The organism is Mongoliimonas terrestris, from assembly GCF_001927285.1.
Lineage (GTDB): Bacteria > Pseudomonadota > Alphaproteobacteria > Rhizobiales > Pleomorphomonadaceae > Chthonobacter > Chthonobacter terrestris.
On record NZ_MSIG01000025.1, the window covers coordinates 16,059 to 40,234 of the forward strand.

The 24,176-nt window shown below is 68.2% G+C and carries 24 protein-coding genes; 18 read left to right on the forward strand and 6 right to left on the reverse strand.

The annotated features are described in order from the left end of the window. The first annotated feature begins 118 nt into the window (after positions 1-118). On the forward strand, positions 119-865 hold the full coding sequence (locus tag BUQ68_RS21190; protein ID WP_075218028.1) for a DUF1194 domain-containing protein: 747 nt from the start codon (positions 119-121) through the stop codon (positions 863-865). 141 nt (positions 866-1,006) lie between these two features. Continuing rightward, entirely contained in the window at positions 1,007-2,032 is a 1,026-nt protein-coding gene (locus BUQ68_RS21195; protein WP_075218048.1) for a fatty acid desaturase, read from the forward strand. A 22-nt stretch (positions 2,033-2,054) separates the two neighbouring features. On the opposite strand, the gene BUQ68_RS21200 is transcribed toward BUQ68_RS21195, so the two are convergent. Genes BUQ68_RS21200 through BUQ68_RS21210 form a run of 3 tightly spaced genes read right to left on the reverse strand, consistent with a single transcriptional unit; the run spans position 2,055 to position 4,303 of the window. Beyond that, positions 2,055-2,528: a DUF2269 family protein gene (locus tag BUQ68_RS21200; protein WP_075218029.1), complete on the reverse strand. Its 474-nt coding sequence runs from the start codon at positions 2,526-2,528 to the stop codon at positions 2,055-2,057. Further along, positions 2,528-3,871: an SDR family oxidoreductase gene (locus tag BUQ68_RS21205; RefSeq protein WP_083656787.1), complete on the reverse strand. Its 1,344-nt coding sequence runs from the start codon at positions 3,869-3,871 to the stop codon at positions 2,528-2,530. The genes BUQ68_RS21200 and BUQ68_RS21205 overlap by 1 nt, the downstream gene beginning before the upstream one ends. Before the next feature lie 24 nt (positions 3,872-3,895). Further along, complete coding sequence (locus tag BUQ68_RS21210; RefSeq protein ID WP_075218030.1) at positions 3,896-4,303, reverse strand: winged helix-turn-helix transcriptional regulator; 408 nt, start codon at positions 4,301-4,303, stop codon at positions 3,896-3,898. 86 nt (positions 4,304-4,389) lie between these two features. Here BUQ68_RS21210 and BUQ68_RS21215 point away from each other — a divergent pair, with 86 nt between their 5' ends. The 3 genes from BUQ68_RS21215 (at position 4,390) to BUQ68_RS21225 (ending at position 5,834) form a co-directional block, all read left to right on the forward strand. Further along, positions 4,390-4,710, forward strand: a complete 321-nt coding sequence (locus BUQ68_RS21215; protein WP_175577878.1) for a YdhR family protein — start codon at positions 4,390-4,392, stop codon at positions 4,708-4,710. A gap of 133 nt (positions 4,711-4,843) precedes the next feature. Next, entirely contained in the window at positions 4,844-5,233 is a 390-nt protein-coding gene (locus tag BUQ68_RS21220; protein ID WP_075218032.1) for a DUF6632 domain-containing protein, read from the forward strand. A 31-nt stretch (positions 5,234-5,264) separates the two neighbouring features. Beyond that, positions 5,265-5,834 carry a peroxidase-related enzyme gene (locus BUQ68_RS21225; protein WP_075218050.1) on the forward strand — a complete coding sequence of 190 codons (570 nt, stop codon included), beginning with the start codon at positions 5,265-5,267 and terminating at the stop codon, positions 5,832-5,834. 131 nt (positions 5,835-5,965) lie between these two features. Here the strand turns inward: BUQ68_RS21225 and BUQ68_RS21230 are convergent, their stop codons facing one another. The 3 genes from BUQ68_RS21230 to BUQ68_RS21240 form a co-directional block, all read right to left on the reverse strand. After that, entirely contained in the window at positions 5,966-7,201 is a 1,236-nt protein-coding gene (locus BUQ68_RS21230) for a 2-methylaconitate cis-trans isomerase PrpF family protein (RefSeq protein ID WP_075218033.1), read from the reverse strand. Positions 7,202-7,212: 11 nt separating this feature from the next. After that, positions 7,213-8,622, reverse strand: a complete 1,410-nt coding sequence (locus BUQ68_RS21235; RefSeq protein WP_075218034.1) for an MmgE/PrpD family protein — start codon at positions 8,620-8,622, stop codon at positions 7,213-7,215. Between the two features lie 88 nt (positions 8,623-8,710). Further along, positions 8,711-9,799 (reverse strand): AbrB family transcriptional regulator, encoded by a 1,089-nt coding sequence (locus BUQ68_RS21240; protein WP_075218035.1) that lies wholly within the window; start codon positions 9,797-9,799, stop codon positions 8,711-8,713. A gap of 267 nt (positions 9,800-10,066) precedes the next feature. Between BUQ68_RS21240 and BUQ68_RS21245 the strand changes: the two genes are divergently transcribed. The 13 genes from BUQ68_RS21245 (at position 10,067) to BUQ68_RS21305 (ending at position 24,109) form a co-directional block, all read left to right on the forward strand. Next, complete coding sequence (locus BUQ68_RS21245) at positions 10,067-11,455, forward strand: MmgE/PrpD family protein (protein ID WP_139315294.1); 1,389 nt, start codon at positions 10,067-10,069, stop codon at positions 11,453-11,455. Positions 11,456-11,457: 2 nt separating this feature from the next. Then, entirely contained in the window at positions 11,458-11,919 is a 462-nt protein-coding gene (locus BUQ68_RS21250; protein ID WP_075218037.1) for a tripartite tricarboxylate transporter TctB family protein, read from the forward strand. 1 nt (position 11,920) lies between these two features. Continuing rightward, positions 11,921-13,426 carry a tripartite tricarboxylate transporter permease gene (locus BUQ68_RS21255; RefSeq protein ID WP_075218038.1) on the forward strand — a complete coding sequence of 502 codons (1,506 nt, stop codon included), beginning with the start codon at positions 11,921-11,923 and terminating at the stop codon, positions 13,424-13,426. Between the two features lie 62 nt (positions 13,427-13,488). Beyond that, positions 13,489-14,463, forward strand: coding sequence for a Bug family tripartite tricarboxylate transporter substrate binding protein (locus tag BUQ68_RS21260; protein WP_175577880.1), 975 nt, complete (start codon positions 13,489-13,491; stop codon positions 14,461-14,463). Between the two features lie 148 nt (positions 14,464-14,611). Continuing rightward, positions 14,612-16,150, forward strand: a complete 1,539-nt coding sequence (gene tcuA / locus BUQ68_RS21265; RefSeq protein WP_075218040.1) for an FAD-dependent tricarballylate dehydrogenase TcuA — start codon at positions 14,612-14,614, stop codon at positions 16,148-16,150. 47 nt (positions 16,151-16,197) lie between these two features. Then, positions 16,198-17,187 carry an ABC transporter substrate-binding protein gene (locus BUQ68_RS21270; protein WP_075218041.1) on the forward strand — a complete coding sequence of 330 codons (990 nt, stop codon included), beginning with the start codon at positions 16,198-16,200 and terminating at the stop codon, positions 17,185-17,187. A gap of 25 nt (positions 17,188-17,212) precedes the next feature. Then, positions 17,213-18,073: an ABC transporter permease gene (locus BUQ68_RS21275; protein WP_075218042.1), complete on the forward strand. Its 861-nt coding sequence runs from the start codon at positions 17,213-17,215 to the stop codon at positions 18,071-18,073. Next, a complete protein-coding gene (locus tag BUQ68_RS21280) occupies positions 18,070-18,894 on the forward strand; it encodes an ABC transporter permease (protein WP_075218043.1) in 825 nt (274 codons plus the stop codon). Before BUQ68_RS21275 ends, BUQ68_RS21280 begins: the two co-directional genes overlap by 4 nt. Then, the gene (locus BUQ68_RS21285) at positions 18,884-19,705 is read left to right on the forward strand and encodes an ABC transporter ATP-binding protein (RefSeq protein WP_210215671.1); all 822 of its coding nucleotides are present in this window, start codon (positions 18,884-18,886) and stop codon (positions 19,703-19,705) included. Before BUQ68_RS21280 ends, BUQ68_RS21285 begins: the two co-directional genes overlap by 11 nt. Before the next feature lie 108 nt (positions 19,706-19,813). After that, complete coding sequence (locus BUQ68_RS21290) at positions 19,814-20,887, forward strand: YeiH family protein (RefSeq protein WP_083656789.1); 1,074 nt, start codon at positions 19,814-19,816, stop codon at positions 20,885-20,887. Positions 20,888-20,926: 39 nt separating this feature from the next. Further along, positions 20,927-22,279 carry an MmgE/PrpD family protein gene (locus tag BUQ68_RS21295; protein WP_075218044.1) on the forward strand — a complete coding sequence of 451 codons (1,353 nt, stop codon included), beginning with the start codon at positions 20,927-20,929 and terminating at the stop codon, positions 22,277-22,279. Between the two features lie 109 nt (positions 22,280-22,388). Next, positions 22,389-23,189, forward strand: coding sequence for a phosphosulfolactate synthase (locus BUQ68_RS21300; protein WP_075218045.1), 801 nt, complete (start codon positions 22,389-22,391; stop codon positions 23,187-23,189). Continuing rightward, the gene (locus tag BUQ68_RS21305; RefSeq protein ID WP_075218046.1) at positions 23,186-24,109 is read left to right on the forward strand and encodes a TrmB family transcriptional regulator; all 924 of its coding nucleotides are present in this window, start codon (positions 23,186-23,188) and stop codon (positions 24,107-24,109) included. Before BUQ68_RS21300 ends, BUQ68_RS21305 begins: the two co-directional genes overlap by 4 nt. The last annotated feature ends 67 nt before the right edge of the window (positions 24,110-24,176 follow it).

Consider the following 24,176-nt stretch of genomic DNA (forward strand, 5'->3'; position numbering starts at 1 on the left):
TCCTTTACGCCTGCAACGGCTCGCATCCGTCCACCCCCATCCCCCGCAAGGGTGACGACCGGGCGGTGGCGGGCAGCCAAGGTCGGTCTTCGCCGGCCAGCATCGCAAGGAGGGCCGCATGTCTAGACGCATCACCGCCGGAACCGCAGCGTTCCTCGCCGTCGTCGGCGGACTCGCCGTTGCACCCGCCGATGCCGCAACCCCCTGCGGGGATGTGGCGCTGGTCTTTGCCATCGACGCCTCGGCCAGCATCGACGACCGGGAGTACGCCCTGCAGACCGGCGGCATCGCCAGCGCCCTTGCCGATCCCCGGGTGGCCGACGCGGTGGCGCGGGCTGGCGACGTGCGGCTCGCCGCCGTCGTCTGGGGCGACGAGGCATTTCCGCTGACGGTGATCGACTGGCAGGCGGTCCCGACGCCGGCCGACCTCGACCGGTTTGCCGTCACGCTTCTTGCCGCCGACCGGCGCGCGGACGGCAGCACCCGAATCGGCTACGGGCTGGCGGCAGCCATCGATCTCTTCGCCGAACCGGCGGGCTGCGCGGCGCGCCAGGTGATCGACGTGTCGGGCGACGGACGCGAGACGAGGGTGGTCCGCGGCGCCCGCTTCGGGCTCGCCGGCCAGCGGGCCCGCGCGGAGACGCTCGGCATCACCATCAACGGGCTGGCGGTCGCCTCCCGGGAGCCGGACCTTCCGGCCTACTACGGCCAGTACGTGGCGGCCGGCGCCGGCGCCTTCGTCATCGAGGTGCCGGATTGGCAGGGCTTCCAGGAGGCGATGACCCTCAAGCTCCTGCGCGAGATCGGCGTCGTGGTGGCCGATGCCTTGGCCGTCCCGGAGGGCGCCGAACCGGTCGTACGCTGACCCTGGCGGTTCCGAACCGATCCGGCCGGCAGGCCCTCCGAGTGCAAAGCCGCACCGATCACGGAGCGATCACGCGAGAAATGAACGACAAAAGCTGAAAATGTAGGTACAACTCGTTGATGTCGGTTATTGTCCGGCACCATGACATTCCACGACCGTCAGAACCCTTCCGCCGCCATCGACGCACGCCGCTGGCTCAAGATCCTCACCGCCTATCGGGCGCCCAACCCTATCCGCAGCATTCTGGAGATCGTCGTCACGGCGGTCCCGCTGGTCCTCCTCTGGATCGCCATGCTGGCGTCGCTCCAGGTCGGCTACTGGCTGACGCTGCTCCTCGCTATACCGGCCGCGGGCTTCCTCGTCCGCCTCTTCATCATCCAGCACGACTGCAGCCACGACGCCTATTTCCAGACGCGCGCCGCGAACAATTGGGTCGGCCGCGTCATCGGTGTCCTGACCCTCACCCCGCATGACGTGTGGCGCCGCACCCACGCCATCCACCACGCCTCCTCCGGCAACCTCGACCTTCGCGGCATCGGCGACGTCGACACCCTCACCGTCCGCGAGTATCGGGCCCTCAGCTTTCGGGGCCGCCTCGGCTACCGGCTCTATCGCCATCCACTGGTGATGTTCGTCCTCGGCCCCACCTATCTCTTCGTGGTGCAGCACCGCCTGCCGATCGGCCTGATGCGCCAGGGCGCGGCGCCCTGGATCAGCGCCATGGCCACCAACCTCGCCATCGCGGCCGTGATCGCCGGCCTGATCGCGCTCGTCGGATGGCAGACCTTCCTCCTCGTCCAGGTGCCCATCACGGTCATCGGCGCCACCATCGGGGTCTGGCTCTTCTACGTGCAGCACCAGTTCGACGAGACGCTCTGGGAAAAGAGCCCCGACTGGAGCCATCCGGAAGCGGCCCTGCACGGCAGTTCGCACTACGACCTGCCGCAGCCGCTGCGGTGGTTCACCGGCAACATCGGCATCCACCACGTGCACCACCTGTGCAGCCGCATCCCCTTCTACCGCCTGCCGGAGGTGCTGGAGCGCCATCCGGAGCTCGCCTCCATCGGCCGCCTCACCCTTGCCGAAAGCCTCGCCTGCGTGCGGCTGGTGCTGTGGGACGAAGGCAGCCGCCGGCTCGTCAGCTTCCGCGAGGCGCGCGCGGTTTGAGCCCGAGACGCCCGGCCGGCCCTTACCAGAGCGCCGGCCGGGCGATCATCAGCCAGAACACACCCATCAGTCCGAGGAAGGCCGGCCAGCCGAACGCGAACCAGAGTCGCATGCAGCGCCGGTAGTCGGCCCCGAGCGGCGTGCCCTTCGCGGCCGCAGTCTCCGCGAGGACCTGCGCGCGGATCTGCAGCCAGACCACCGGTACCCAGCAGGCGAAGGCGAGAGCGTAGAGCCCGTATGTCACCACCAGCCAGGGCTCCGTCAGGGCGTATCCCGCCAGATGGACGAGCAGCAGGCCGCTCGCCGGCTGCACCACGCCGCTGGTGCCGGTGAAGATCCAGTCCGCCCGAATCACCATGCGGCCGACCCGGGCAACGAGGGCCGGATCGCCGGTCCGGTGGGCGCTCCAGAAATACCAGGCCGTGCCGGCGCCGAATCCGAACAGGATGGTGCTGCTCACCACATGCACCCACTTGGCGAAGAGATAGAGGTCCATCAGCGCCGCGCCCCGATGACGCCAAGGACCGCGATCGCCAGGAGAACCGGCAGGTTCTTCAGGAGCGGGCCGAGCGGGTCGACCAGAAGCCGCGGCAGGCCGAAGCCGAGCACCAGCGTATAACCAACCACCACGACCGCCTGCAGCACGGCCACCCGCGCGGCCGACCGGTTGAGGACGAGGACCGCCGCGACCGCCACGTCGAGAAGGCTGCTGCCGATCCGCAGCGGATCCGCCAGCCCCGCCGGCAGCCCGAGGCTCTCCACCAGTTCCGCCGTCAGCGCGGCCCCGTGAGCGAGACCCAGCCACGCCGAGACCAGCCACATCATGACCAGCACGGCCTTGAGGGCTGGGGCGAGGAAGTAGAGCCGGGCGTGCCAGCGGTCCTGCACCTCCGCCGGCCGGTCGCGAAGCGCCTCGTCCAGCCGGCGCGGCTCAAAGCCGACTGCGCGGGCGAAGGCCGCGCCGTCGCCGCCGTTGCCAGCCACCATCTGGACGAGCGCGTTGGTGGAGACCGGACCGTCGCCCGCCAGATCGCCGAGGCGGCCCATCCACCGCATGACGGTCATCGGCACCGGCACGAAGCGCGCCTGGCCGAAGCCGAGCCATGCCCGGTAGCGGGCCAGGAGATCCTTGAGGCTGAGCGTATGCGGCCCGACCGGCTCCAGTGTCCGGCCGGCGAAGCCGTCGTCCTCGCAGACGTGGCGGACCGTGCGAGCGAGATCGCGGACGTGGATGGGCGAGAAGGCGAAATCACCCTCGCCGGGCAGCGGCACGAACATCGGCAGCCCCGCAAGTCCGCGCATCAGCGACGTTCCGCCATAGCTGCCGTCGCCATAGACGAGCGAGGGCCGCAGAATGGTCCAGCCGACGGCGGAGCTCGCCAGCACCCGTTCGCCTGCAAGCTTGGTGGCCGCATAGTCGGTGTCCACATCGGGCCGGGCGCTGATCGCCGAGATCAGCACGATCCGCCGCACCCCCGCCTCCGCGGCCGCCGCGGCGAGCGCCCGCGGCATCGCCACGTGGACGGCTTCCATCTGGCGCCCGCGGAGAAGGCCGGCGGCGTTCACCACCACGTCGATACCGGCGAGCCGGCCGCGCCAGCCGGCCGGATCGAGCGCCGACGCAAGGTCGAGCGCAAGGAAGGCCGCCCCCGGCATCGCCTCGGCAAGGCCGCCAGTGGAGCGGGCCACGCCCACCACTCTGTGGCCGCCCGACACGAGTTCGGCCACGATCTGGCGGCCGATGAAGCCGCCCGCCCCCAACACCATCACCCGCATGGACCACCCCATCGCCGCCGCGGCAGCATCGCCCGGATGGTCCGGCGGCACAATCGGGCCCATTGGCTCGCCCGGCGCGGACTTGGCTCAGCTTCGGGCGGCCGACCGGGTCCGATTCGGCTTCGCCGCGGCAGTGTCCGTCTCCGCACGCTCCAGCCGGCGGGCCATGATGGCCGGATAGTGCGCCACCACCCATTGCTCCATGGACCGCGCGAGCTCGCTCAGGGACCTGCCGAGGTCGGTCAGCCGGTATTCCACCCGCGGCGGCACCTCCGGGTGGCTGATGCGCTCCACGAAGCCGTCGCGCTCCAGGTCGCGCAGGGTCTGGGTCAGCATCTTCTGGGAGATGCCGCCGACGGACCGCATCAGCACGCCGGTGCGCACGGGGCCCTGCTGCAGGCAGCAGAGGATGAGGATCGCCCACTTGCCGCCGATGAGATCGAGCACGTCGCGCGAGGGGCAGTTCAGGTTGTAGGGGTTGGCCGGTTCGAACATGGTCTCAATTCTTACCAAAAGGTGCGTACTTCCATCATGGTGAGGATAGCGCCTATGGTGCCGCCATCCAACCCATGGAGCCCATCATGACCAAGCCGAGCCGCGTTTTTCTCTACGCCGAATTCCAGAACTCCGCCCCGTTCGACAAGGGCATCTGGGGCGAGGCCAATCCCGCCATGCACACCGTCCCGGGCCTGCGCAGCAAGACCTGGCTGAGCGGCATCAACACCCATTCGGTCGGCGGCTTCTACGAATTCGATTCGCTGGAAAACGCCCACGCCTACGCGGTCGGCATGCTCTCCGACTTCGCCAAGGGCGCCGGCGCCAGCCTCACCGTCAAGCTGTTCGACGGCGACGTGGTGGCCGATGCCAGCAAGGGCATGCACTCGCCCTTCTACAGCGCCTGAGACCAAGCCCGAACGGGCGGCGGCCGGTCAGGCCGTAGCGCGCGGGACGGTCGGAGGCGTCCGACCGTCCCGACCCAGATATGAGATCCGCGTCAGGCCGATTTGGGGCAGGACAGACCCTTGGAGGAAGAGAATGACGGGGATCCGGAACGAAAAACTGCTCAAGACCGCCATGATCGCCTTCGGCGTCGTCTTCTGCCTCGTCTATCCCTTGGCCATGATCTGGCCCTCCGGCTGGATGTGGCACGGTGGCCATGGCGCCTACTATTTCCAGATGATCTCAGGGATCTACGTGACGCTCGGGCTCTTCCTGATCCTCGCGTCGCGCAGACCCGCCGCGCACACCAGCCTCATCGCCTTCACGATCTGGTCGAGCGTCGTCCATGCGGTGATCATGACGATCCAGGTCTTCCACGACGGCGCGAACGAATGGGGCCATCTTCTCGGCGACGTCCCGGCGTTGCTCCTGGTTGCCGCCGTTCTGGGATACCTGATGCCGTCGGCCGCTCGGCTGCCGGCTTGAACGAGAAACAAGGACAATGGGAGTGACGACCATGCCAGACGGGCCCGCCAGCCGCTTTCCGATCCCCGACCTCTCCGACATGCCGGAGGACATCCGCACCCGCATTCTCGCGGTGGAGGAGAAGTCGGGCTTCATCCCGAACGTCTTTCTCGTTCTGGCGCACCGCCCGGACGAGTTTCGCGCCTTCTTCGCCTATCACGATGCGCTCATGGACAAGCCCGGCAACCTCACCAAGGCCGAGCGCGAGATGATCGTCGTGGCGACGAGCAGTCTGAACCAGTGCCAGTACTGCGTTGTCGCCCATGGCGCGATCCTGCGCGTCCGGGCCAAGAACCCGCTCATCGCGGACCAGGTGGCGACCAACTACCGCAAGGCCGACATCACCGAGCGGCAGAAGGCGATGATCGATTTCGCCATCAAGGTCTCCACCGAGGCCTACGCCGTCTCCGAAACCGATTTCGAGACGCTGAAATCGCACGGGTTCACCGAGGACGACGTTTGGGACATTGCCGCCATCTCGGCCTTCTTCGGCCTGTCGAACCGGCTCGCCAACGTCACCAACATGCGCCCGAACCCGGAGTTCTACAGCCTGGGGCGGTAGGGGCGACGGGTGGGAAGTTGTGTCGCGGTCGGAGACATCCGACCATCGCCGCCTGCCGAGATCCGCGTACGCCGTCTTTCATCACCGCCGATTGTCTGGCCGGACAGTCCGTTGTCTGCCAAGGCGCATGGTCAAGCGGTGACGTCCCTTGCAGCTTCCACCTCTTCGATCAGGAGACCCCTGTGCGCCTCGAGGCGCGCCGTCGAGACGTGGACGCCGCCGGACATGATCAGCCGGGCGGTCCGTTCCACGGATGCGCTGCGAATGACCGGGCCGCCTAGCTCGATGTCGATCTGCGCGGACACGGTGAGAACGCCGGCCGGCTGCCCGAGCCGGACACGACTGCTGGTGCGTCCCGCAAGGCGGTTCGCGATCGAACCGGGCACGCTGATGGCGACGGCGGTGCAGACCGCGCCTGTGACGGCGAGCGTGTGGTGGGGTTTCTGCATGGCGAGTTGGCGCACGCAAAGGTCGATGTCCGCCGCGGCGATCGGCCCCTCCGATCCCGCGTAGTCGGCCGGCGCGGCGATCATCATCACGCGCGGCACGTTCGGCGTCACCGTGCGGGCCCTCTCCGGCTTGTCCACCAGCCCGAGGGCGACGGCCGCCCAGCCACGGACAGCCTCAAGGTCGTCCATCAACCGGGTGTCGGCGAGAATTTCGGCGGGCGACTCCGTCCCGCGGGCGCCGACATCGCTTGCATGCACGAAGACGAAGGGTGTCGCAGCATCGATCAGGGACACCGGGATGGTGCGGGATCCGATCTGGACCCGATCCGTCGCCGCGCCCGTCGGCAGCAGACGGCCCGAGACCGCGCCTGCGCAATCGCCGAAGTCGATCTGGATGGGGGACCCGGTGCCCGGAACGCCCGGCACCGCTGCGTCTCCGTCGACCGACGGCCGGCCGTTGCGGACCGTCATGCGGGCGACGACCACCTGACCGGTGTTGGTGGTGTGGATCCGCACGGTCGTTTCCGGTTCGACGGCCGGCACGAGGCCGCGGAGGACGGCGAACGGCGCGACGGCCGCCAGCATGTTGCCGCAGTTGCCCCCGGTGGAGACCTGCGGCCGGTCGATGCCGACCTGGTAGAAGGTATAGTCCACATCGGCATCGGGCCGGGTCGACCGACCGACGACGGCGGCCTTGCTGGTCAGCGGATCGGCGCCGCCGATCCCGTCGATCTGGCGGTGATCCGGCGAGCCGTAGGCGGCGAGGAGAAAGGCCGCCCGCTCGACGGGATCGGGCGGCAGGTCGGTGTCGAGGAAGAAGCCGCCCCGACTGGACCCGCCCCGCATGAAGAGGCAGGGAACGGAGATCTGCTCCGCATCCGGGGTGATGATGGCACTGTCGGGACGGCTGATCAGCATGGCGGCTATCCTCAGGCGGCGCGAAGGACGGGTTCGTTGTTCGGCGCGGCGGTCATCGGCGGGATGTCGGCGGCGCTCTGCAGCGTCTCCATGGTCATCACCCGGCGGCTGATCTCCGCGGCTCGGCCTTCGTCCAGCACGAGGCCGGCGGTGGCCATGAACTTCTTCTCCAACTGCTCGTCCGTCAGCGGGTTGGTGGGCTCGCCGCGCGGTTCCTCCTGGCGGATCCGCAAGGTGCGCCCGTCGGTCGTCTCGACGGTGACGACGGATTGACGCCCGCCGATGCCGAACTCCGGCTCCGCCACCAGCACGACCTTTTCGGCCATCGCGTGAATGCCGGCATCCGTGTAGGCGTCCCAGTAGTCCTTCAGGCCGTTGCTGCCGCGCACGATCCCGAGCGCCACGCCGAACTGCGTGCTGCCCATGGCGGCGTTGAGGCTCGGACACGGGAACTTGGACGCCTGCCGGATGGCCAGTTCGCTCATGTGCACGGTGATGCCGGCGACGGTGTCGGCCCGAAGTCCCTCCTCGTGCATGCGTTGGGCGATATCGATCGGGCCGTGAGCGTAGCGGCAGGCCGCGTGCGGCTTGAAGCCGACCTCCATGATGGCGAACTCCTTGCCGAAGCCGTCGAGGAGGTCGCTGATGCGAACCTGGTCGGTGAAGGCGTTGAGGAAGCCCTCGCGCGATTCCAGAGCCTTCTTCGGGCCGGTGAAGCCGCGGCTTGCCATCACCGCCGCCAGCACGCCATTGAAGGCGCCCTTGCCGGGGCCGAACGGCTTGGCCATGCAGGGATCGTCCAGATAGGCCTGGATGCCGCTTGCCTGCATGGCGGCAAGGCCGATGGCGTCCGCGATCCGCTCCTCGTCACAGCCGAGCATGCGGGCGGTCGCGGTGGCGGCGCCGAGGAGGGCCACGGTGCTGGTGGTGTGGTAGCCGCGATGGCGATGGCCCGGGTTGATCGCCTTGGCGACGCGCACCGCCACCTCGTAGCCCGCCACCAGAGCCGCGACGGCGTCGCCGCCGGTCGCCTTCGGGTTCAGTTCGGAGCCGGCGAAGAGCGCCGGGATGATCACGGACCCCGCCTTGATGAGGCCGCTGCCGTGCGCGTCGTCGAGCTCGACGCCGTGGCCCATGGCGCCGTTGCACATGGCCGCGATGGGGCCGGGCAGCTTGTGGCCGAATCCCGCCACGGTGACCTGCGGTGCACCGCCCCATTCCTGAGTGAGCTTCACGATCGCGATCGCCGCCTCGCTGATGGCCGAGGCAGCCACCTGATTGCCGAGGCCGTCGCGGATGATCAGCTTGGCCTTGGCGGCGACCGGCGCGGGCAGATCCTCATAGCGCAGCGTCGCCGCAAGCTTGGCAAACCGGCGCGTCAGGCCCTCCAGCCCTTCGGTGTTGGCGTTCATCGCAGTCATCAGAAGTCTCCAGTGGTGTGGCCGGCGCGGAACGGCCGGGTCCAGGATTCGCCTTGGTTCGGATCAAAGGACGTAGCGATTGCTACTACTAACTGGATCGCGGTGTCAAGTCGTCCGCTGGACCGGCCTTCCCGGCGGCGGGAGTTCGCTGGCCGGGGAGGAAGCGGAAGATCAGCGGCGCGAGGCCGATCACCAGGAAAACGCGCGACACCTGGCAGAGCGCCACGAAGGCGACATCGGCGCCGAGGGCGTAGGTGATCACCAGCATTTCCGCGGCTCCGCCGGGTGCGATGGCGAGCAGGAAGGTCGGCAGCGGGATAGCCAGCGCATAGGCGCCGACGACGGCCACCGCTGCGGCGGATCCGATCATGACGGCGGTCCAGACGAGGGCGACGCCAAGCGTGCGCCGAACCTCCGCGAGGCTCACGCCTGCAAAGCGCGCCCCGGCGATGCTGCCGATCAGCACCTGGACGAAGCCGACGAGCCATCCGGGCGGCGCGGCGGTCGTCAGTCCGGTGCCGTGGACCAAGGCGCTGACGATCATCGGACAGACCAGCGCCCCGCCCGGAACCCGAAAGACGCGCCCGATCGAGGCGCCGGCAAGGCCGGCCCCGATGAGAACCACCCAGTCGAAAGGCGTCGGCGCCAGGGAATGGGCGTCCGGCGGCGTCCCGGTGCCGCTGTCGAAGAAGAAGCGCATCAGAAGCGGAACGGTCACCACCACGCCGACCACCCGGACGGCGTGCAGCAGCACGAGCGTGCGTGCGTTCCCGCCAAGGGATCCGCCCAGCAGCGACAACTCGCCGAGACCGCCCGGCGTGCAGGCGAAATAGGCGGTGACCGGATCGAGGCGGACCCAGCGGGTGAAGACGAAATAGCCGAGCGCACTGATCGCGACGGAGTAGAGGGCGATCACGATCAGCGCGGGCCACCAATCCGCCATGGACGACACCACACCCGGCGTGAAGGCGGACCCGGCGAGAACGCCCACCACCGGCCGTGCGAAGGACCGCAGCCCCGAAGGCATCGGCCACCGATTGCCCCAGACCGCCGCGACGCCGGAGAACGCGAGGGCACCCAACGTCCAGGGCAATGGCGCGCCGATGAGATGAAAGGCGAACCCGCCTGCGGCCCCGATCAGGAGCGCCAGGCCGGACGAGACGAATTGCGATGTCATGAAGACTGGCCGCCCTCGATCGCTGCGGATGCCGCCGATCCCGGCGACTCCGTTAATAGTAGCTTGCGCTACCAATAATCAAGTGTTACCGTCTTGTCATCGGGAATTCCAGTGCCGCCAGCAACAGGCCGAGCAGCATCCCGTCGGATCGTCGTCTTCGCACGCGATCCCCAGTCTATCCGAACGTCAGGCGGACGAAGATCTGCAGGAAATGTCGACTCCATCGTCGCGAAAGACGGCGAGCGGTCGGTTCCGGGAGGAACGACGTTGAAAGAGGACAAAACACAAGCCGTAAGCTATGGCGCGGCCGAGTTGGACCTTGGCCTCACGATGGCGCTCTCGCGCTTCGTCGCGGATCTCGACTTCAACGACCTGTCCGCCGGAACGGTCCACGCGGCGAAGCGCGGCGTCATGGACTGGCTCGGATGCGCCCTTGCCGGAAGCCGCCACGCGACTCTCGACCGCTTGCTGCCGGTGCTGGCCATGCTGTCCGGCGACGCCCGCTTTCCGGTTGTCGGCCGGCCCACGCGGCTCGGTCTGTTGGAGTCGGCCATGGCGAACGGACAGATGGGGCACGTGCTCGACTTCGACGACACCCACATGGGCGGCGTCGTGCTGCATGCCAGTTCGCCGCTTCTCGCGGCCCTTCTGGCGGTCGCCGAGGCACGACCGGTGGACGGCCGGACGCTGCTCGCGGCCTATGTGGCGGGGTTCGACGTGGCGGTGCGGGCGGGTCAGGGCGCGCCGGGCCACCATCGCGGCGGCTGGCATCTGACCGGCACGCTCGGCACCATCGGAGCCGGCGCGGCGGTTGCCCGTCTGCTCGGGCTGGACGCGCGGCAGACCGCCTACGCCGTCGGCATCGCCACCACCCAGGCGGCCGGCATGCAGCAGAACCGCGGCACCATGTGCAAGTCGTTCCACGCCGGCAAGGCCGCCGCCAACGGCGCGCTGGCCGGCCTGTTGGCCGAAGGCGGCTTCGACAGCTCGCTGGAGATCCTGGAGGGCAGGAAAGGCTTCTGCCGCATCTTTTCGGACACGGCGGCGCCGGAGACCCTGTTGGACGGGCTCGGCAGCCGGTTCGAAATCGAGAGGAACGGCTTCAAGCCCTATGCCTGCGGCATCGTCCTCCACCCGACCATCGACGCCATGGTGGCGATCGGCCGACGCATCCCGGACAAGGCGTCCGTGCGGGAGATCGCCCTCCGGGTCCATCCGCACGCCGTCTCGATCACCGGTGTGGCGGACCCGAAGACCGGCCTCAAGTCCAAGTTCAGCCTGACCCATTCGGCCGCTGTCGCCTGTCTCGACGGGGCCGCGGGGATCGAACAGTACGGCGACGCCCGGGCGGCGGCACCGGACGTCATCGCCCTTCGCGAGCGTGTGAGCGTCGAGACGGACGACAGCCTCGGCAAGGACCAGGCGTTCGCGCGGGTGACCCTTGCCGGCGGCGACGTCCTGGAGCAGGCGGTCACACACGCCACCGGGACCGTCGACAATCCCATGTCGGACGGCGCCCTCGAGGAGAAGTTCCTGGCAAACGCCAGGCCCGTCGTCGGCGATGGCGCCGACCGGCTCGCCGATGCGGTCTGGGGGCTCGACCGGATGGAGGACGTTCGCGGCCTCCTGCAGCAAGCCGCCGGGACGGGAGGGTGACCATGACGGTGACGCGCACGGACGCCGACCGGATCGCCGGTCTCCTGCTGGCCGGACTCGGCGCCTTCATCACCGCCACCGCCCTCGAATGGGACCTGATGACGGACGCGGGACCAGGTCCGGGGTTCTTCCCCCTCTTCTACGGTATCGCCATGACCGTGCTGTCGCTGGGTCTCGTCCTCCAACGGTTTGCCGGTCCGTCGGAAGGCGGCGACGCTCCGGTCGCGCCGGAGGCACGGCGGGCCCTGGCTGTCTGGTCCATTCTGGTCGGCGGAATCCTGCTGCTGCCGGTGCTCGGATTTCCCGTCGTCCTCGGCCTCCTGACGCTCGGGGTGGGCTTCGGCGTCTACCGAAGGCCCTTCGGCGCGGTCGCGCTCGCGGCGGTGCTCGTCCCGGCGGGCTTCGTCGTCATCTTTTCCCTGGCGCTCGGCGTCGACCTTCCGACCGGATGGCTGGGGTTCTGACATGTCGATCCTCGACGGCCTGCTGCAAGGATTCGCCGTCGCTCTGACGGTTCACAACGTCGCCTGGTGCTTCGTCGGCGTCTTCCTCGGCACCATCATCGGCATCCTGCCGGGCCTCGGCCCCGCGGCGACCATCGCCCTCCTGCTGCCGCTGACCTACGACATGGAGCCGACCGGCGGCATCATCATGCTGGCGGGCATCTACTACGGCGCCAAGTACGGCGGCTCGACCACGTCCATCCTGCTCAACATGCCGGGCGAGGCCTCGTCGGTCGCGACCTGCATCGACGGCTACCAGATGGCGAAGGCCGGACGGGCCGGACCGGCGCTCGGGATCGCGGCCATCGCCTCCTTCATCGCCGGCACGATCGGCGTCCTGGCGCTCACCTTGATCGCCCCGCCGATCGCCGCGTTCGCGCTCTCCTTCTCGTCGCCGGAATACTTCGCCCTGATGTGCCTGGGACTGTCGCTCGTCGTGCTGCTCGGCGGCGACAGCATGGTCAAGGGGCTCCTGTCGCTGTTCGTCGGCCTGTGGCTGGCCGGCATCGGCACGGACATCTTCACCGCCCAGTCGCGCTTCACCTTCGGCACGCCCGCGCTCCTCGACGGGCTCGACTTCATGGTGATCGCCATCGGGGTGTTCGCGATCAGCGAGGTGCTGGCCACCGCCGAGGAACGCGGCCAGGCCCGCGCGATCCCGGTGCCGCGCGGGATCCGCAACCTTCTTCCCAGCCTCGCCGAGTTGAAGGCCTGCCGGTTCGCCTTCCTCAACGGCTCCGTCGTCGGCTTCATCGTTGGCGTCTTGCCCGGCGCCGGATCCTCGATCGCGTCCTTCATCGCCTACGGGATCGAGAAGGCGGTTTCGCGTCATCCGGAACGGTTCGGCAACGGCGCCCCGGAGGGCGTGGCCGCGCCGGAAGGGGCGAACAACGCGGATTCCGGCGGAGCACTGGTGCCGCTCCTCACCCTTGGCATCCCGGGCGGCGGCACAACCGCCATCCTGCTCTCCGCCCTCATCGTCTGGGGCATCCGGCCGGGTCCGCTGATGATCACCGAGAGCCCGGACGTGTTCTGGGGCCTCGTCGCCAGCATGTACATCGGCAACGTGATCCTCCTGATCCTGAACCTGCCGCTGGTGCCCCTGTTCGCGCAGCTGCTGCGGGTTCCGGTCTGGCTCTTGTTGCCGATCGTGCTCGGGATTTCCCTGGTCGGCGCCTACGCGGTCTCGGGTTCGCTTCTCGACGTGTGGCTGCTCGCCGGCTTCGGCCTCCTCGGCTACCTGATGAACCGGCTCGGCTTCCCCGCCGCGCCTTTGATCCTCGGTTTCGTTCTCGGCGACGGCATGGAGCGGGCGATCCGCCAGTCCCTGATGATGTCGCAAGGCGATCTGTCGATCCTGGTGTCGCGCCCGATCTCCGCGACGATGCTCGGCCTCTCCCTCCTGATCCTCGCCCTACCGCTGCTGCGGTGGCGCCGAACGCGGCAGGCGACCGCGCTCGGCGAATGAGGCTCCCCGGAGCCTCCACACAGCCCCCGAAAAAACAACAAAGACGTCTTGGAGGAACCCCCATGAGAAGAATGCCTCTGATCGGCCTCTTGTCGGTCTCGCTCGTTGCGCTGGCGACGCCCGCCCTCGCCGAGTTCAAACCGACGAAGCCCATCGAACTGGTGGTGCACGGCGCTCCCGGTTCCGGCCCGGACACGTTCGGCCGCGCCATCGTGGACGCTCTCGACAAGGAGAACCTGCTTCCCGTCCGCGTGCAGATCAACAACAAGACCGGCGGCAGCGGCCAGACGGCCATGTCCTACGTGGTGGAGAACGCCGGGGACGACCACATGCTGGCCGTCTTCACCATGCTGTGGCTCAGCAACCCGCTGACCGTGAAGGAGGCGAACGCGACCATCCACGAGATGACGCCGGTCGCCCGCCTGGTGCTGGAACCCGCCCTGATCGTCACCAAGGCGGACTCCCCTTACGAAACGCTTCAGGACTTCATCGACGCCGCCAAGGAAAAACCGGGACAGTTGAAGCAGTCCGGCGGCTCGATCACCGCCCGCGACAACATCATGCGCCAGATCCTGATGGCCGAGACCGACACCGACTGGGTGTTCATCTCCTTCCCAGGCGGCGGCGAACGGCTGGCCGCCCTGCTCGGCGGTCACGTGGACCTCCTGATGATGGAGCCTCAGGAGGTGGGCGAGCAGGTGCGCGCCGGCTCCGTGCGCGTGCTCGCGCAGGTCAACGACAAGCGCCTCCCCGAATACGCCGACGTGCCGACGCTCAAGGAAGCCGGCTTCGATGTGCCGAACGTGCCGCAGGGCCGCGGCCTCGTGGCGCCGCCGACCATGTCCGAGGACGCGGTGGCCTATTATGTGGACGTCCTCCGCCGGATGTCGGAGACGCCGACCTGGAAGGCCTTCCTGGACCGCAACCAGATGGACCAGGCCTTCGCGGGTCCTGAGGACACCAAGGCTTTCTTCGACAGCTTCGTCGCGGACATGCGGGTCGTGCTCACGGCGGCCGGCGTCGAGATCATCCGCTGACACGTGGACCGGGCCGCGCCCGATGCGGCGCGGCCCGGCTGGATCCGCCGGCCACGGCGTTGACAGGCCTCACTTTAGTTAGTAGCTTTCAATACTACTATTGATCGGCGCCCTGGGCGCGATCCCCAACCGGATGGACGGGTCTACGATGAAATCGGACAGGGCGACAGACGCAGACGTCATCGTGGTCGGCGCGGGCAACGCAGCCGCGTGCGCGGCGCTGGCGGCGCGTGATCAGGGCGCGAGCGTCATCATGCTGGAAGCGGCTCCGAGAGACGAAGCCGGCGGCAACTCCACCTACACGGCAGGCGCCATGCGCTTCTGCTTCAGCGGCGTGGACGACATCCTCTCCGTCGTTCCCGACCTCACCGAACAGGAGATCGAACAGAGCGATTTCGGCAGCTATGGCGAGGATCAGTTCTTCGACGACATGTTCCGGGTGACCCAGTTCCGCACGGATCCCGACCTGGTCGACATCCTGGTGCGGCAGAGCCTTTCCACGGTGCAGTGGATGCGCAGCCAGGGCATCCGCTTCCAGACAAGCCACGGCCGCCAGGCCTACAAGGTCGACGGCCGGTTCAAGTTCTGGGGCGGTCTCGCGTGCGAAGTCTGGGGCGGCGGTCCGGGCCTCGTCGACATGGAACTCGCCGCGGCGGCGCGCAAGGGCGTCGAGATCCGCTACGAGACCACGGCGGTCGGGCTCCTGAAGGACGATGCGGGCGTTCATGGTGTGCGCGTCCTCAGCGGCGGCGCCCACCAGGACCTCCACGCCCGCGCCGTCGTGCTTGCCTGCGGCGGGTTCGAGAGCAACGCGGAGATGCGGGCGCGCTATCTCGGACCGAACTGGGACCTCGCCAAGGTGCGGGGCACGCGCTTCAACATGGGCTTCGGTCACCGGATGGCACTGGACGCCGGCGCCATGCCGCACGGCCACTGGTCCGGCGCCCACGCCGTCGGGTGGGACCAGAACGCGCCTGCCTACGGAGACCTCGCCGTCGGCGACGCCTTCCAGAAGCACAGCTATCCGTTCGGCATCATGGTCAACGCGCGTGGCGAGCGCTTCGTCGACGAAGGGGCGGACTTCCGCAACTACACCTATGCCAAGTACGGCCGGGAGATCCTTGCCCAGCCCGGGCTGTTCGCCTGGCAGGTGTTCGACGCGAAGGTGACGCACCTCCTCAGGGACGAGTACCGCATTCGCCAGATCACCAAGGTCAAGGCGGACACGCTGCAGGACCTGGCGGAGAAACTGGAGGGCGTCGATCCGGTCGGGTTCCTGAGAACCGTTGAGGCCTACAACGGGGCCATCCGCACCGACATTCCCTTCGATCCGAACATCAAGGACGGCCGCGCCGCGGTCGGCCTGCCGGTGCCGAAGTCGAACTGGGCCAACACGATCGACACCGGCCCGTTCGAGGCCTACGCGGTCACGTGCGGCGTGACATTCACATTCGGGGGGGTGAAGATCACCGGCGACGCCGCTGTGGAGGACACGCAAGGGGCTCCCATCCCCGGCCTCTTCGCCGCCGGAGAGATCGTCGGCGGGCTCTTCTATCACAACTATCCCGGTGGCACGGGCCTGACGGCCGGCGCCGTGTTCGGGAAGATCGCGGGTGAAACCGCGGCGGCCTTCGCGCGGCGCCTTGCCGACGCGGCGGCGGACCAGCCCATCAGGAAGCAGGCCTGACCATCCGGCAGGACAAGAACAAGCTTCCAATTGTGGAGGAAACATACATGTTCAAAGCTCTGTCCTTCGTGAAATCACTCGCCACGGCGGCCGGTCTCGCCACCCTCGTGGCCGCCGGCATCGGATCCGCGGCAGCGGCCGACAGCATCCGTGTCGGCCTGCAGGCGGTGCCGCCCGACGAGGTCTACAAGGCCCGCGACTTCGGTGCTCCCTACGGCCTGGACCTGGAGCTCAGCTCGTTCAGCTCCGGATCGGACAGCCTGAAGGCCTTCCTGGCCGGACGGGTCGACGTCGCCAACGGCGGCTCCGCTCGTCTCGTCACCATGGCGGCGCAGCAGCCCGACACCTTCTACATCGTCGCCGCAAACCAGTACGGCGGCGACCGCTACGGCGTGATCGTCGCCAACGAGTCCACCGCCACGTCGATCGCGGACCTCAAGGGCAAGAAGATCGGCGCCGTCACCGGGTCCGGCACATTCAACACCTTCCGGGTCTTCCTGGAGCAGAACGGCCTCTCGGAATCGGACTTCGAGATCGTCAACATGAAGGTGGAGGACATCCGGGCCGCCGTGCAGCGGGGCATCGTCGACGCCGGCGTCGCCTGGGAGCCGCACGTGGCGATCGCCGAAAACCTCGGCGCGGTCAAGCGCATCATTTCCATGGAGGGGGTCAACGAGAGCCCCAACTTCGTGCTCGTCCGGCGCAGCTTCGCCGACGAGAACCCGGACGCCGTCGCCAAGTACGTGGCCACGCTGATCGATCTTGCCAACCTCATCAAGACGAAGCCGGAAGAGGCCGGCCAGATTGCCGCCGAACAGATCAGCCAGTCCGGCGTGAACGTGGAACCGGCGGCCCTGGAACTTGCCCTGACGCGCATCAAGATGGACCCGCAGGTCACGGACGCACTGCTCGCCGAATTGCTCCCGGTCGCCGAGTCCATGGCCGCGGCGGGCAAGATCGACGCCGTGCCGGACTTCAAGGGGCTTGTTCGCGACGAGTACTACGAGAAGGCGCGCGAACTGACCGCCACGCAGTGATCGTCGACTGGCAAGGATATTCCTCATGACCCCGGATGTCGCCGAGGGGTCCGCGCTCCTGAAGGAGAGGGTGACCTTCGCCCTCTTCGACAGGGCCGCACGGACCGTCAAGTTCCTCCTGCCCATCGCGGCCCTCCTTCTCGTCTGGGAAGGCGCCGTCCGTGCCGGACTGGCGGAATCCAACATCCTGCCCGCACCCTCGATGGTGATCGCGCGGGCCATCGAACTCCTGGACGTCACCAACCCGGCGGGCGGCATGCTGCTGACGCACATCGCCACCAGTCTCTACCGGGCGCTGTCGGCCTTCGCGTTCGCGGTTCTGGTGGCGATTCCGCTCGGGTTCCTGCTCGGCCTGTCCGGAACGGTGTACCGCTGGGTCAGTCCGGTGATCAGCCTGCTCCTGCCGCTGCCGGCGGTCGCCTGGACGCCCATCCTGCTCGTCGCCTTCGGGCAGGGCGACGTCACCATCATCACCGTCTGCTTCCTCGGCGCGGTGTTTCCGGTGCTCTACAGCACCATCCAGGGCGTGCGCAGCGTCAGCCGCCAGTCGGTCTGGGTCGTGCGCAGCATGGGGGCGAACTTCGGCGACATCTTCGTCCGGGTCATGCTCCCGGCCACCTTGCCGGCGCTGATGTCCGGCCTGAAGCTCGGAATGGCCCACGCGTGGCGTACCCTGGTGGCGGCGGAGATGCTGGCGGCGCTGAGCAGCGGGCTCGGCTACATGATCTTCGCGGCGCGCTCCTACATGGACGTGCCCACCATGTTCGTCGGCATCGTCTGCCTGGCGGTGATCGGGATGCTGATCGAGCACTTCCTGTTCGTACCGCTCGAGAACGCCACCACGCGCAAGTGGGAAGGCGCCATCCACGTGGGAGGTCGCCGATGAGCGCCGACGCCACCATCCTCGCACCCGTCCGGTCGCGTCCGGACATCCGCCGGCTCTCGCTCTCCATCGCCCGGCCGCTGATCTCGATCGGCACCGTCTTCCTCGTCTGGGAGGTCGCCGCGCGCGCCGGCTGGATCAACGCCTTCCTGTTCCCGCCCCCGTCCGCCATCGCGGCGACCTTGTGGCAGGAACTCCTGTCGGGCGAACTCCTCCAGCACATCGGCCGGAGCCTCTACCGCCTTCTGACCGGCATGGCGCTCGCGGTCGTGTTCGGCACCCTGATCGGGATCGCGATCGGCATGACGGCGTGGGGGCGCGCGATCTTCAAGCCCCTGATCAGCGCCTTCATGCCGGTTCCGACCCTCGCGTGGACGCCGGTGCTCCTGCTCCTCGTCGGCATCAACGACAGGACCACGATCATCGTGGTGTTCATCGCCGCCGCGTTCGAGGTGATCTACACCGTCGTCTCCGGCATCGAGGGCATGAGCGTGCGGCTCTTCTGGGTGGCGCGTTCCATGGGGGCGAGCCGGCAGCAGATCTTCTGGAAGATCATCCTGCCGGGAATCATGCCCTACCTCATCACCGGCATCCGCCTCGGCAGCGGCTATGCCTGGCGCGCCCTAATCGCCGCCGAAATGCTGGCGGCGAGTTCCTACGGCCTCGGGTTCATGATCTTCGACGCGTCGGAGTACATGACCATGGAGGTCATCTACGGGGGAATCCTGCTGATCGCGATCTTCGGCTACGTGATCGAAAACGTCATCGTCGGTCGTCTCGAGGCGGCGACAGTGGAAAAATGGGGAGTTCAAGTTGCTCGCTAATCTCGCCACCACCCCCTTCCCCCGCATGGCCAACGCCAAGCCGAAGATCGTCGCCGACAAGGTCCGGATGTCGTTCGGCCGGGTGAATGCCATCGAGGACGTGACCTGCACCATCGGAGAGCAGGAATTCGTCTCCATCATCGGTCCGAGCGGGTGCGGGAAGTCCACCTTCCTCTACCTGATCGCCGGCTTCGAGAAGAGCTCCGGGGGGACCATCTCGGTCAACGGCACCACCGTCACCCGACCCGGACCCGACCGCGGCGTGGTGTTCCAGGAGTTCGTGCTGTTCCCCTGGCGGACCGTGCTGCGCAACATCACCCTCGGCCTGGAGATCCAGAAGGTGCCCCGGCGCGAGGCGGAGGAACGGGCCCGCAAGTGGATCCGCCTCACCGGCCTCAGCGGCTTCGAGGATGCCTATCCGGCGACCCTGTCCGGCGGCATGAAGCAGCGCGTCGCGATCGCACGGGCCCTGACCTACGAGCCCGAGGTGCTTCTCCTCGACGAGCCGTTCGGGGCGCTCGACGTGCAGACCAAGAACTACATGATCCGCGACCTCCAGAACCTCTGGATCGAGGCCAACAAGACCATCGTGATGGTCACCCACAGCGTGGAGGAGGCGGTCCTGATGGCGGATCGGGTGCTGGTGTTCGGCGCCCGCCCCTCCTCCATCGTGGCGGACGTGCGGATCGACCTGCCGCACCCGCGCACCGTGGACGATCGCCGCCTCCGGGAGTACCAGGCCGAGGTCACGGCGGTGCTGTCGGCCGAGGTCGACCGGTCCATGAGCCTGGAGCGCGCGCACCCGGCCTGACGCTTCGCCGATCGCACACCGGGTCCCGCCGCGCGGGGCCCGGCGACGACCGTCCTGTTGAACACCTGCCAGAAGGGTCTCTTTGCCGGGGACCCGACGGGGAAGCCCATGTCCGCCGCCACCCGCCGCCCGCAGACCGTCGCCGACCCGACAGCCGGTGACACGGACCCTCGGCCGACGAGCCGGCTCGCGCGCCTCGGCCACGAGGCCGCGGCGGTGGCGCCGGGGATCGCGCTCGCCCTCACTATCTCGGCCGCCGCCTTCTTCGTCTCGAACACCTACGGCGGCCCCGTGATGCTGCTGGCGCTCCTTCTCGGGATGACGCTGCACTTCCTGTCCGAGGCGGGCCGCGCGGTGCCCGGCATCCGCTTCACCGCCAAGCGCGTGCTCCGCGTCGGTGTCGCTCTCCTCGGCCTCAGGATCGCCATTTCCGATGTGGTTTCGCTGGGCGCCGCCACGGTCGAACTCCTGGTGGCCGGCGTGGTGATCACGATGGCGGCCGGCGTCCTGGCGGCCCGTTTCGTCGGCCTCAACAACCGCTTCGGCACGCTGATCGGCGGCGCGACCGCGATCTGCGGCGCCTCGGCGGCGCTGGCGATCGCCGCTGTGCTGCCGAACCGGCCGGATGCGGAGCGGGAGACGATCTTCACCGTGGTGAGCGTCACAACCCTCTCCACCGTGGCGATGGTGATCTATCCGGCCCTCTTTCTTGCCGCCGGCTTCGACGACACCACCATCGGCATCCTGATCGGAGCGACCATCCATGATGTCGCCCAGGTGGTCGGGGCCGGCTACGCGGTCTCCGAGAGCGCGGGCGACACCGCCACCGTCGTCAAGCTCTTCCGTGTCGCCATGCTGCTGCCGGCCGTGTTCGTGGTGTCGCTGATCTTCCGGGCCGCCCGTGCCGGCGACACGGGCGGCGGGTCCCTGCCGGTGCCGCTGTTCGCGATCGCCTTCGCCGGGCTCGTTCTCGTCAACTCGGCGGGGCTGATCCCGGCCGACGTGAAGGCGGTGCTTGACGGCGTGTCGCGCTGGTGCCTCGTCGCCGCGGTCGCGGCGATCGGCGTCTCCACCTCCCTGAAGGAGATCGCCAAGGTCGGCTATCGGCCGGTGTTCGTGGCCGTCGCCGCCACCCTCGTTCTCCTCGTCTTCTCGCTGGCCTCCGTCCTCCTCCTTCGTTGAGCCGCCCCGCGCGTGCCCCTGCAACGGACCTGATGCTCCATGGTTTGCACCGCTTCCCTGGCCCTTGGCAGAGCAATCGCGTCGAACGCCGATGCGACGCTTCCCCCAGACGTTCTTCTGAAGTCCAAGCTTCATCTGCTCGACACCCTCGCGGCCATCCTGTCGGGCTCCCGGCTGAAACCGGGCCTCTTTGCCGCGCGCTTCGTGGAAAGCCAGGGCGGCCGGCCCGAGGCGACCGTGCTCGGGGCGGGATACGCCACCTCTGCCGTCAATGCCGCCCTTGCGAACGGCATGACGGCCCATGCGGACGAGACCGACGACTCCCATCTTGCCTCGCGCTCCCATCTCGGCTGCGCCGTGGTGCCGGCAGCCCTTGCCATGGCGGAGCGCGCCGACGCCAGCGGGCGCGCGCTCGTCAACGCCGTCGCCCTCGGCTACGACGTGGGCGCGCGCAGCACGATCGCCCTCGGGTACGGCCCCGCGAAGACGCAGAAGCACAGCACCCACGGTCTCGCCGCCACCTTCGGCGCAGCCGCCGCCGCCGGCGCGCTGATCCGGCCGGACGACGCCGCGGCCGTCACGGTGCTCGCCTATGCGGCGCAGCAGGCGTCCGGCATTCCGTCCTGGAACCGCGATCCGGACCATATCGAGAAGGCGTTCGACTTCGGCGGCATGGGCGCCCGCAACGGCGTGTTCGCCGCCCTCATCGTCGAGGCGGGCGCGACAGGCGTCAGCGACCCGCTCACGGGCCCGCATTCCTACCTCGACGCGTTCGCGGAGCGACCGGACCCGGCGGCCCTCACGGACGGGCTCGGCACCCGGTCCGAGATCATGCAGGCCTCGATCAAGAAATGGTGCGTCGGCTCGCCCATCCAGGCCGCCCTCGATTCGCTGACGTTCCTGATGGCCGAACACCGGGTCGGCGCCGACGATGTGGAACGGCTCGTCGTCCACATGCCGGACGACCGCCTTCACGTGGTCAGCGACCGGGACATCCCGGACATCTGCCTGCAGCACCTGCTGGCCCTGACCCTGGTGGACGGCACGCTGACATTCGCAACGTCGCACAATGAGCACCGCATGCACGACCCGGCCGTTCTTGCCATGCGGGCGCGGATCGAGGCGGTTCCCTCCTCCGAGCTGACGAGGGCCAAGCCCGCGCGGCAGGCGATCGTGGACCTCCACCTCCGCAACGGCCACGTGGTGCGGCACCGCACGTTCGCGGTTCTCGGCACACCGGACAATCCGATGTCGCGGAGCGAAGTGGAGGCCAAGGCCGACGACCTGATCGCGCCCGTGCTCGGCGCGGCCCGCAGTCGCGACCTTGTCGACGCCGTGATGGCCATGGAGACCATCCCGTCGGTTCGCACACTGCGGCCGCTGTTCAGTTGATGCGGCCTCGGCGCGGGTCGCGCGACCCGTTGACAACAGCTTTTGTTAGTAGCATATACAACCACTAACAGCGCGCGACGCTCCTGTTCGCGATCAACCCGGAACCGCCATGCATCCGACTGCCGAAGGAGCTCTGGCTCCCCCGCCCCGCAGCGCCAAGCCCCGCGCGCGCGGGCTCACCTCCGTGATCGATTTCGGCCCCGACGGCTTCGGCTGGACCGGACCGCGCGGAGTGGCGGACCTCCTGGCGTGCGCGGCCGATACCATCGATTTTGCCAAGATCTACGCGCTCAACGCCCTCTTGATGCCGATGCCGGTCGTCACCGAGATCGTCGGCCTCTATCGGGATGCCGGGGTTGCTCCCTACACCGGCGGCATTCTGTTCGAGCATGCCTATCGACAGGGCGAGATGGACGGCCTTGCCGACCATCTGGGACGGGTCGGCATCGGCATGCTGGAGATTTCGGAGAACTACATCACCCTGTCGGACGACGAGCGAAACCGGCACATCGACCGTTTCCAGCGGGCCGGCTTCAAGGTGATCTACGAGTTCGGCCGCAAGAATCCGGAGGCCCCGTTCGACATCGACGCCCTGGAAGCGCTGGTGTCGGATCTGCTCTCCCGCGGCGTCGCCCACGTGATCGTGGAGCAGTCCGAGATCGACATGCTGGTCGGGTCCGCGCCCGACCGGCTGGCCGATCTCGCCGCACGGCCGTTCTTCCAGGACGTGCTGATTGAGGCCGATCCCTACCGCTTTCCCAAGCAGCACGTGGAGATGATCCGCACCTTCGGGCGCGAGGTCAATCTGGCCAACGTGGCGGCGGCTCAGGCGCTTCGCCTGGAAGGCCTGCGGCGTGGTATTGGTCGGGCCGTCGACTATTCCCTCTTCGCGGAGACTGCGCCCCGATGATTGCCGACGACCAGGACCAGGCTCTTCTGCTGCTCGTTCGTGACCTCCAGGATCTCGGGTTCAACGATTACGAGGCGCGGGCCTACATTGCGCTCTTGAAGCTGCAGCCGGCCACGGCCTACGAAGTCAGCAAAGAGGCCAATATTCCCAAGGCCAACAGCTATACGGTCCTGGAAAGCCTCAGCCGCAAGGAAGCCGTGCAGCCGGTGTCCGAACAGCCGGTCAAATACATGGCCGTGGCGCCCGAAACCTTGTTCGGCACCATCGCCGAACGCACCCAGCGCCGCTGCGACCGGGTGAAGGACGGGCTCGCCCGCATCGCGGAGGTGCCGAGCCATGAGTATGTCTGGTCCGTCACCGGCGCCGACGCGGTGACCGAGCGGATCATTCACATGATCCGAAGTGCGCGGGACCACCTCTGGATCAAGGCCTCCGACGCCAGCCTGGAGCCCTATCGCGCGCTCCTGGCGGAGGCCTCCGGTCGCGGCATCGAAATCCTGATCATCCTGTTCGGCACCGACGCGCCGCGGTTCGATTTCGGCGGGCGTTCCAAGGTCTGGCTGCATGAGGGGAACGGCGTGCCGGTCGGCAACTCGCCTTTCCTCATCACCATGACCCGGGACTTCGAGGAGGCGCTGCTCGCCGAAACGCGCGACCGCGCCTACGGCTCCTACACCCGCAGCCGTCCGCTCGTCACCATGGCGGACACCCTGATCCGGCACGAGATCTACTTTGCGGAGATCTTCGCCGAGATGGGCGACGACATCCAGAAGCGGTTCGGTCCGGCCCTGGTGGAGTTGCGCCGCAAGTACCTGCCCAAAGAGCAGGTCGCGATCCTGGAACGGCGCCTGGAGGCGGACCCGCCCGCCGACCAGCCGGTCCGCCGCCGCCGCGCGTCGAAGGCGACCGCCGCCGAATGAGCCGATGCACCATTTCCGATTGAGAAAACCCGGACCGACGCCATGAAGATCCTCGTGCCCGTGAAGC

What these genes read in the sequence shown, in the direction of transcription:
- BUQ68_RS21210 (WP_075218030.1), bottom strand. Translation starts at nt 4,303, where the DNA reads ATGTTCGAACCGGCCAACCCCTACAACCTGAACTGCCCCTCGCGCGAC.
- BUQ68_RS21195 (WP_075218048.1), top strand. Translation starts at nt 1,007, where the DNA reads ATGACATTCCACGACCGTCAGAACCCTTCCGCCGCCATCGACGCACGC.
- BUQ68_RS21280 (WP_075218043.1), top strand. Translation starts at nt 18,070, where the DNA reads ATGAGCGCCGACGCCACCATCCTCGCACCCGTCCGGTCGCGTCCGGAC.
- BUQ68_RS21240 (WP_075218035.1), bottom strand. Translation starts at nt 9,799, where the DNA reads ATGACATCGCAATTCGTCTCGTCCGGCCTGGCGCTCCTGATCGGGGCC.
- BUQ68_RS21250 (WP_075218037.1), top strand. Translation starts at nt 11,458, where the DNA reads ATGACGGTGACGCGCACGGACGCCGACCGGATCGCCGGTCTCCTGCTG.
- BUQ68_RS21230 (WP_075218033.1), bottom strand. Translation starts at nt 7,201, where the DNA reads ATGCTGATCAGCCGTCCCGACAGTGCCATCATCACCCCGGATGCGGAG.
- BUQ68_RS21235 (WP_075218034.1), bottom strand. Translation starts at nt 8,622, where the DNA reads ATGACTGCGATGAACGCCAACACCGAAGGGCTGGAGGGCCTGACGCGC.
- BUQ68_RS21300 (WP_075218045.1), top strand. Translation starts at nt 22,389, where the DNA reads ATGCATCCGACTGCCGAAGGAGCTCTGGCTCCCCCGCCCCGCAGCGCC.
- BUQ68_RS21190 (WP_075218028.1), top strand. Translation starts at nt 119, where the DNA reads ATGTCTAGACGCATCACCGCCGGAACCGCAGCGTTCCTCGCCGTCGTC.
- BUQ68_RS21270 (WP_075218041.1), top strand. Translation starts at nt 16,198, where the DNA reads ATGTTCAAAGCTCTGTCCTTCGTGAAATCACTCGCCACGGCGGCCGGT.
- BUQ68_RS21225 (WP_075218050.1), top strand. Translation starts at nt 5,265, where the DNA reads ATGCCAGACGGGCCCGCCAGCCGCTTTCCGATCCCCGACCTCTCCGAC.
- BUQ68_RS21255 (WP_075218038.1), top strand. Translation starts at nt 11,921, where the DNA reads ATGTCGATCCTCGACGGCCTGCTGCAAGGATTCGCCGTCGCTCTGACG.
- BUQ68_RS21220 (WP_075218032.1), top strand. Translation starts at nt 4,844, where the DNA reads ATGACGGGGATCCGGAACGAAAAACTGCTCAAGACCGCCATGATCGCC.
- BUQ68_RS21305 (WP_075218046.1), top strand. Translation starts at nt 23,186, where the DNA reads ATGATTGCCGACGACCAGGACCAGGCTCTTCTGCTGCTCGTTCGTGAC.
- BUQ68_RS21295 (WP_075218044.1), top strand. Translation starts at nt 20,927, where the DNA reads ATGGTTTGCACCGCTTCCCTGGCCCTTGGCAGAGCAATCGCGTCGAAC.
- tcuA (WP_075218040.1), top strand. Translation starts at nt 14,612, where the DNA reads ATGAAATCGGACAGGGCGACAGACGCAGACGTCATCGTGGTCGGCGCG.
- BUQ68_RS21275 (WP_075218042.1), top strand. Translation starts at nt 17,213, where the DNA reads ATGACCCCGGATGTCGCCGAGGGGTCCGCGCTCCTGAAGGAGAGGGTG.
- BUQ68_RS21205 (WP_083656787.1), bottom strand. Translation starts at nt 3,871, where the DNA reads ATGGGCCCGATTGTGCCGCCGGACCATCCGGGCGATGCTGCCGCGGCG.
- BUQ68_RS21260 (WP_175577880.1), top strand. Translation starts at nt 13,489, where the DNA reads ATGAGAAGAATGCCTCTGATCGGCCTCTTGTCGGTCTCGCTCGTTGCG.
- BUQ68_RS21215 (WP_175577878.1), top strand. Translation starts at nt 4,390, where the DNA reads ATGACCAAGCCGAGCCGCGTTTTTCTCTACGCCGAATTCCAGAACTCC.
- BUQ68_RS21200 (WP_075218029.1), bottom strand. Translation starts at nt 2,528, where the DNA reads ATGGACCTCTATCTCTTCGCCAAGTGGGTGCATGTGGTGAGCAGCACC.
- BUQ68_RS21290 (WP_083656789.1), top strand. Translation starts at nt 19,814, where the DNA reads ATGTCCGCCGCCACCCGCCGCCCGCAGACCGTCGCCGACCCGACAGCC.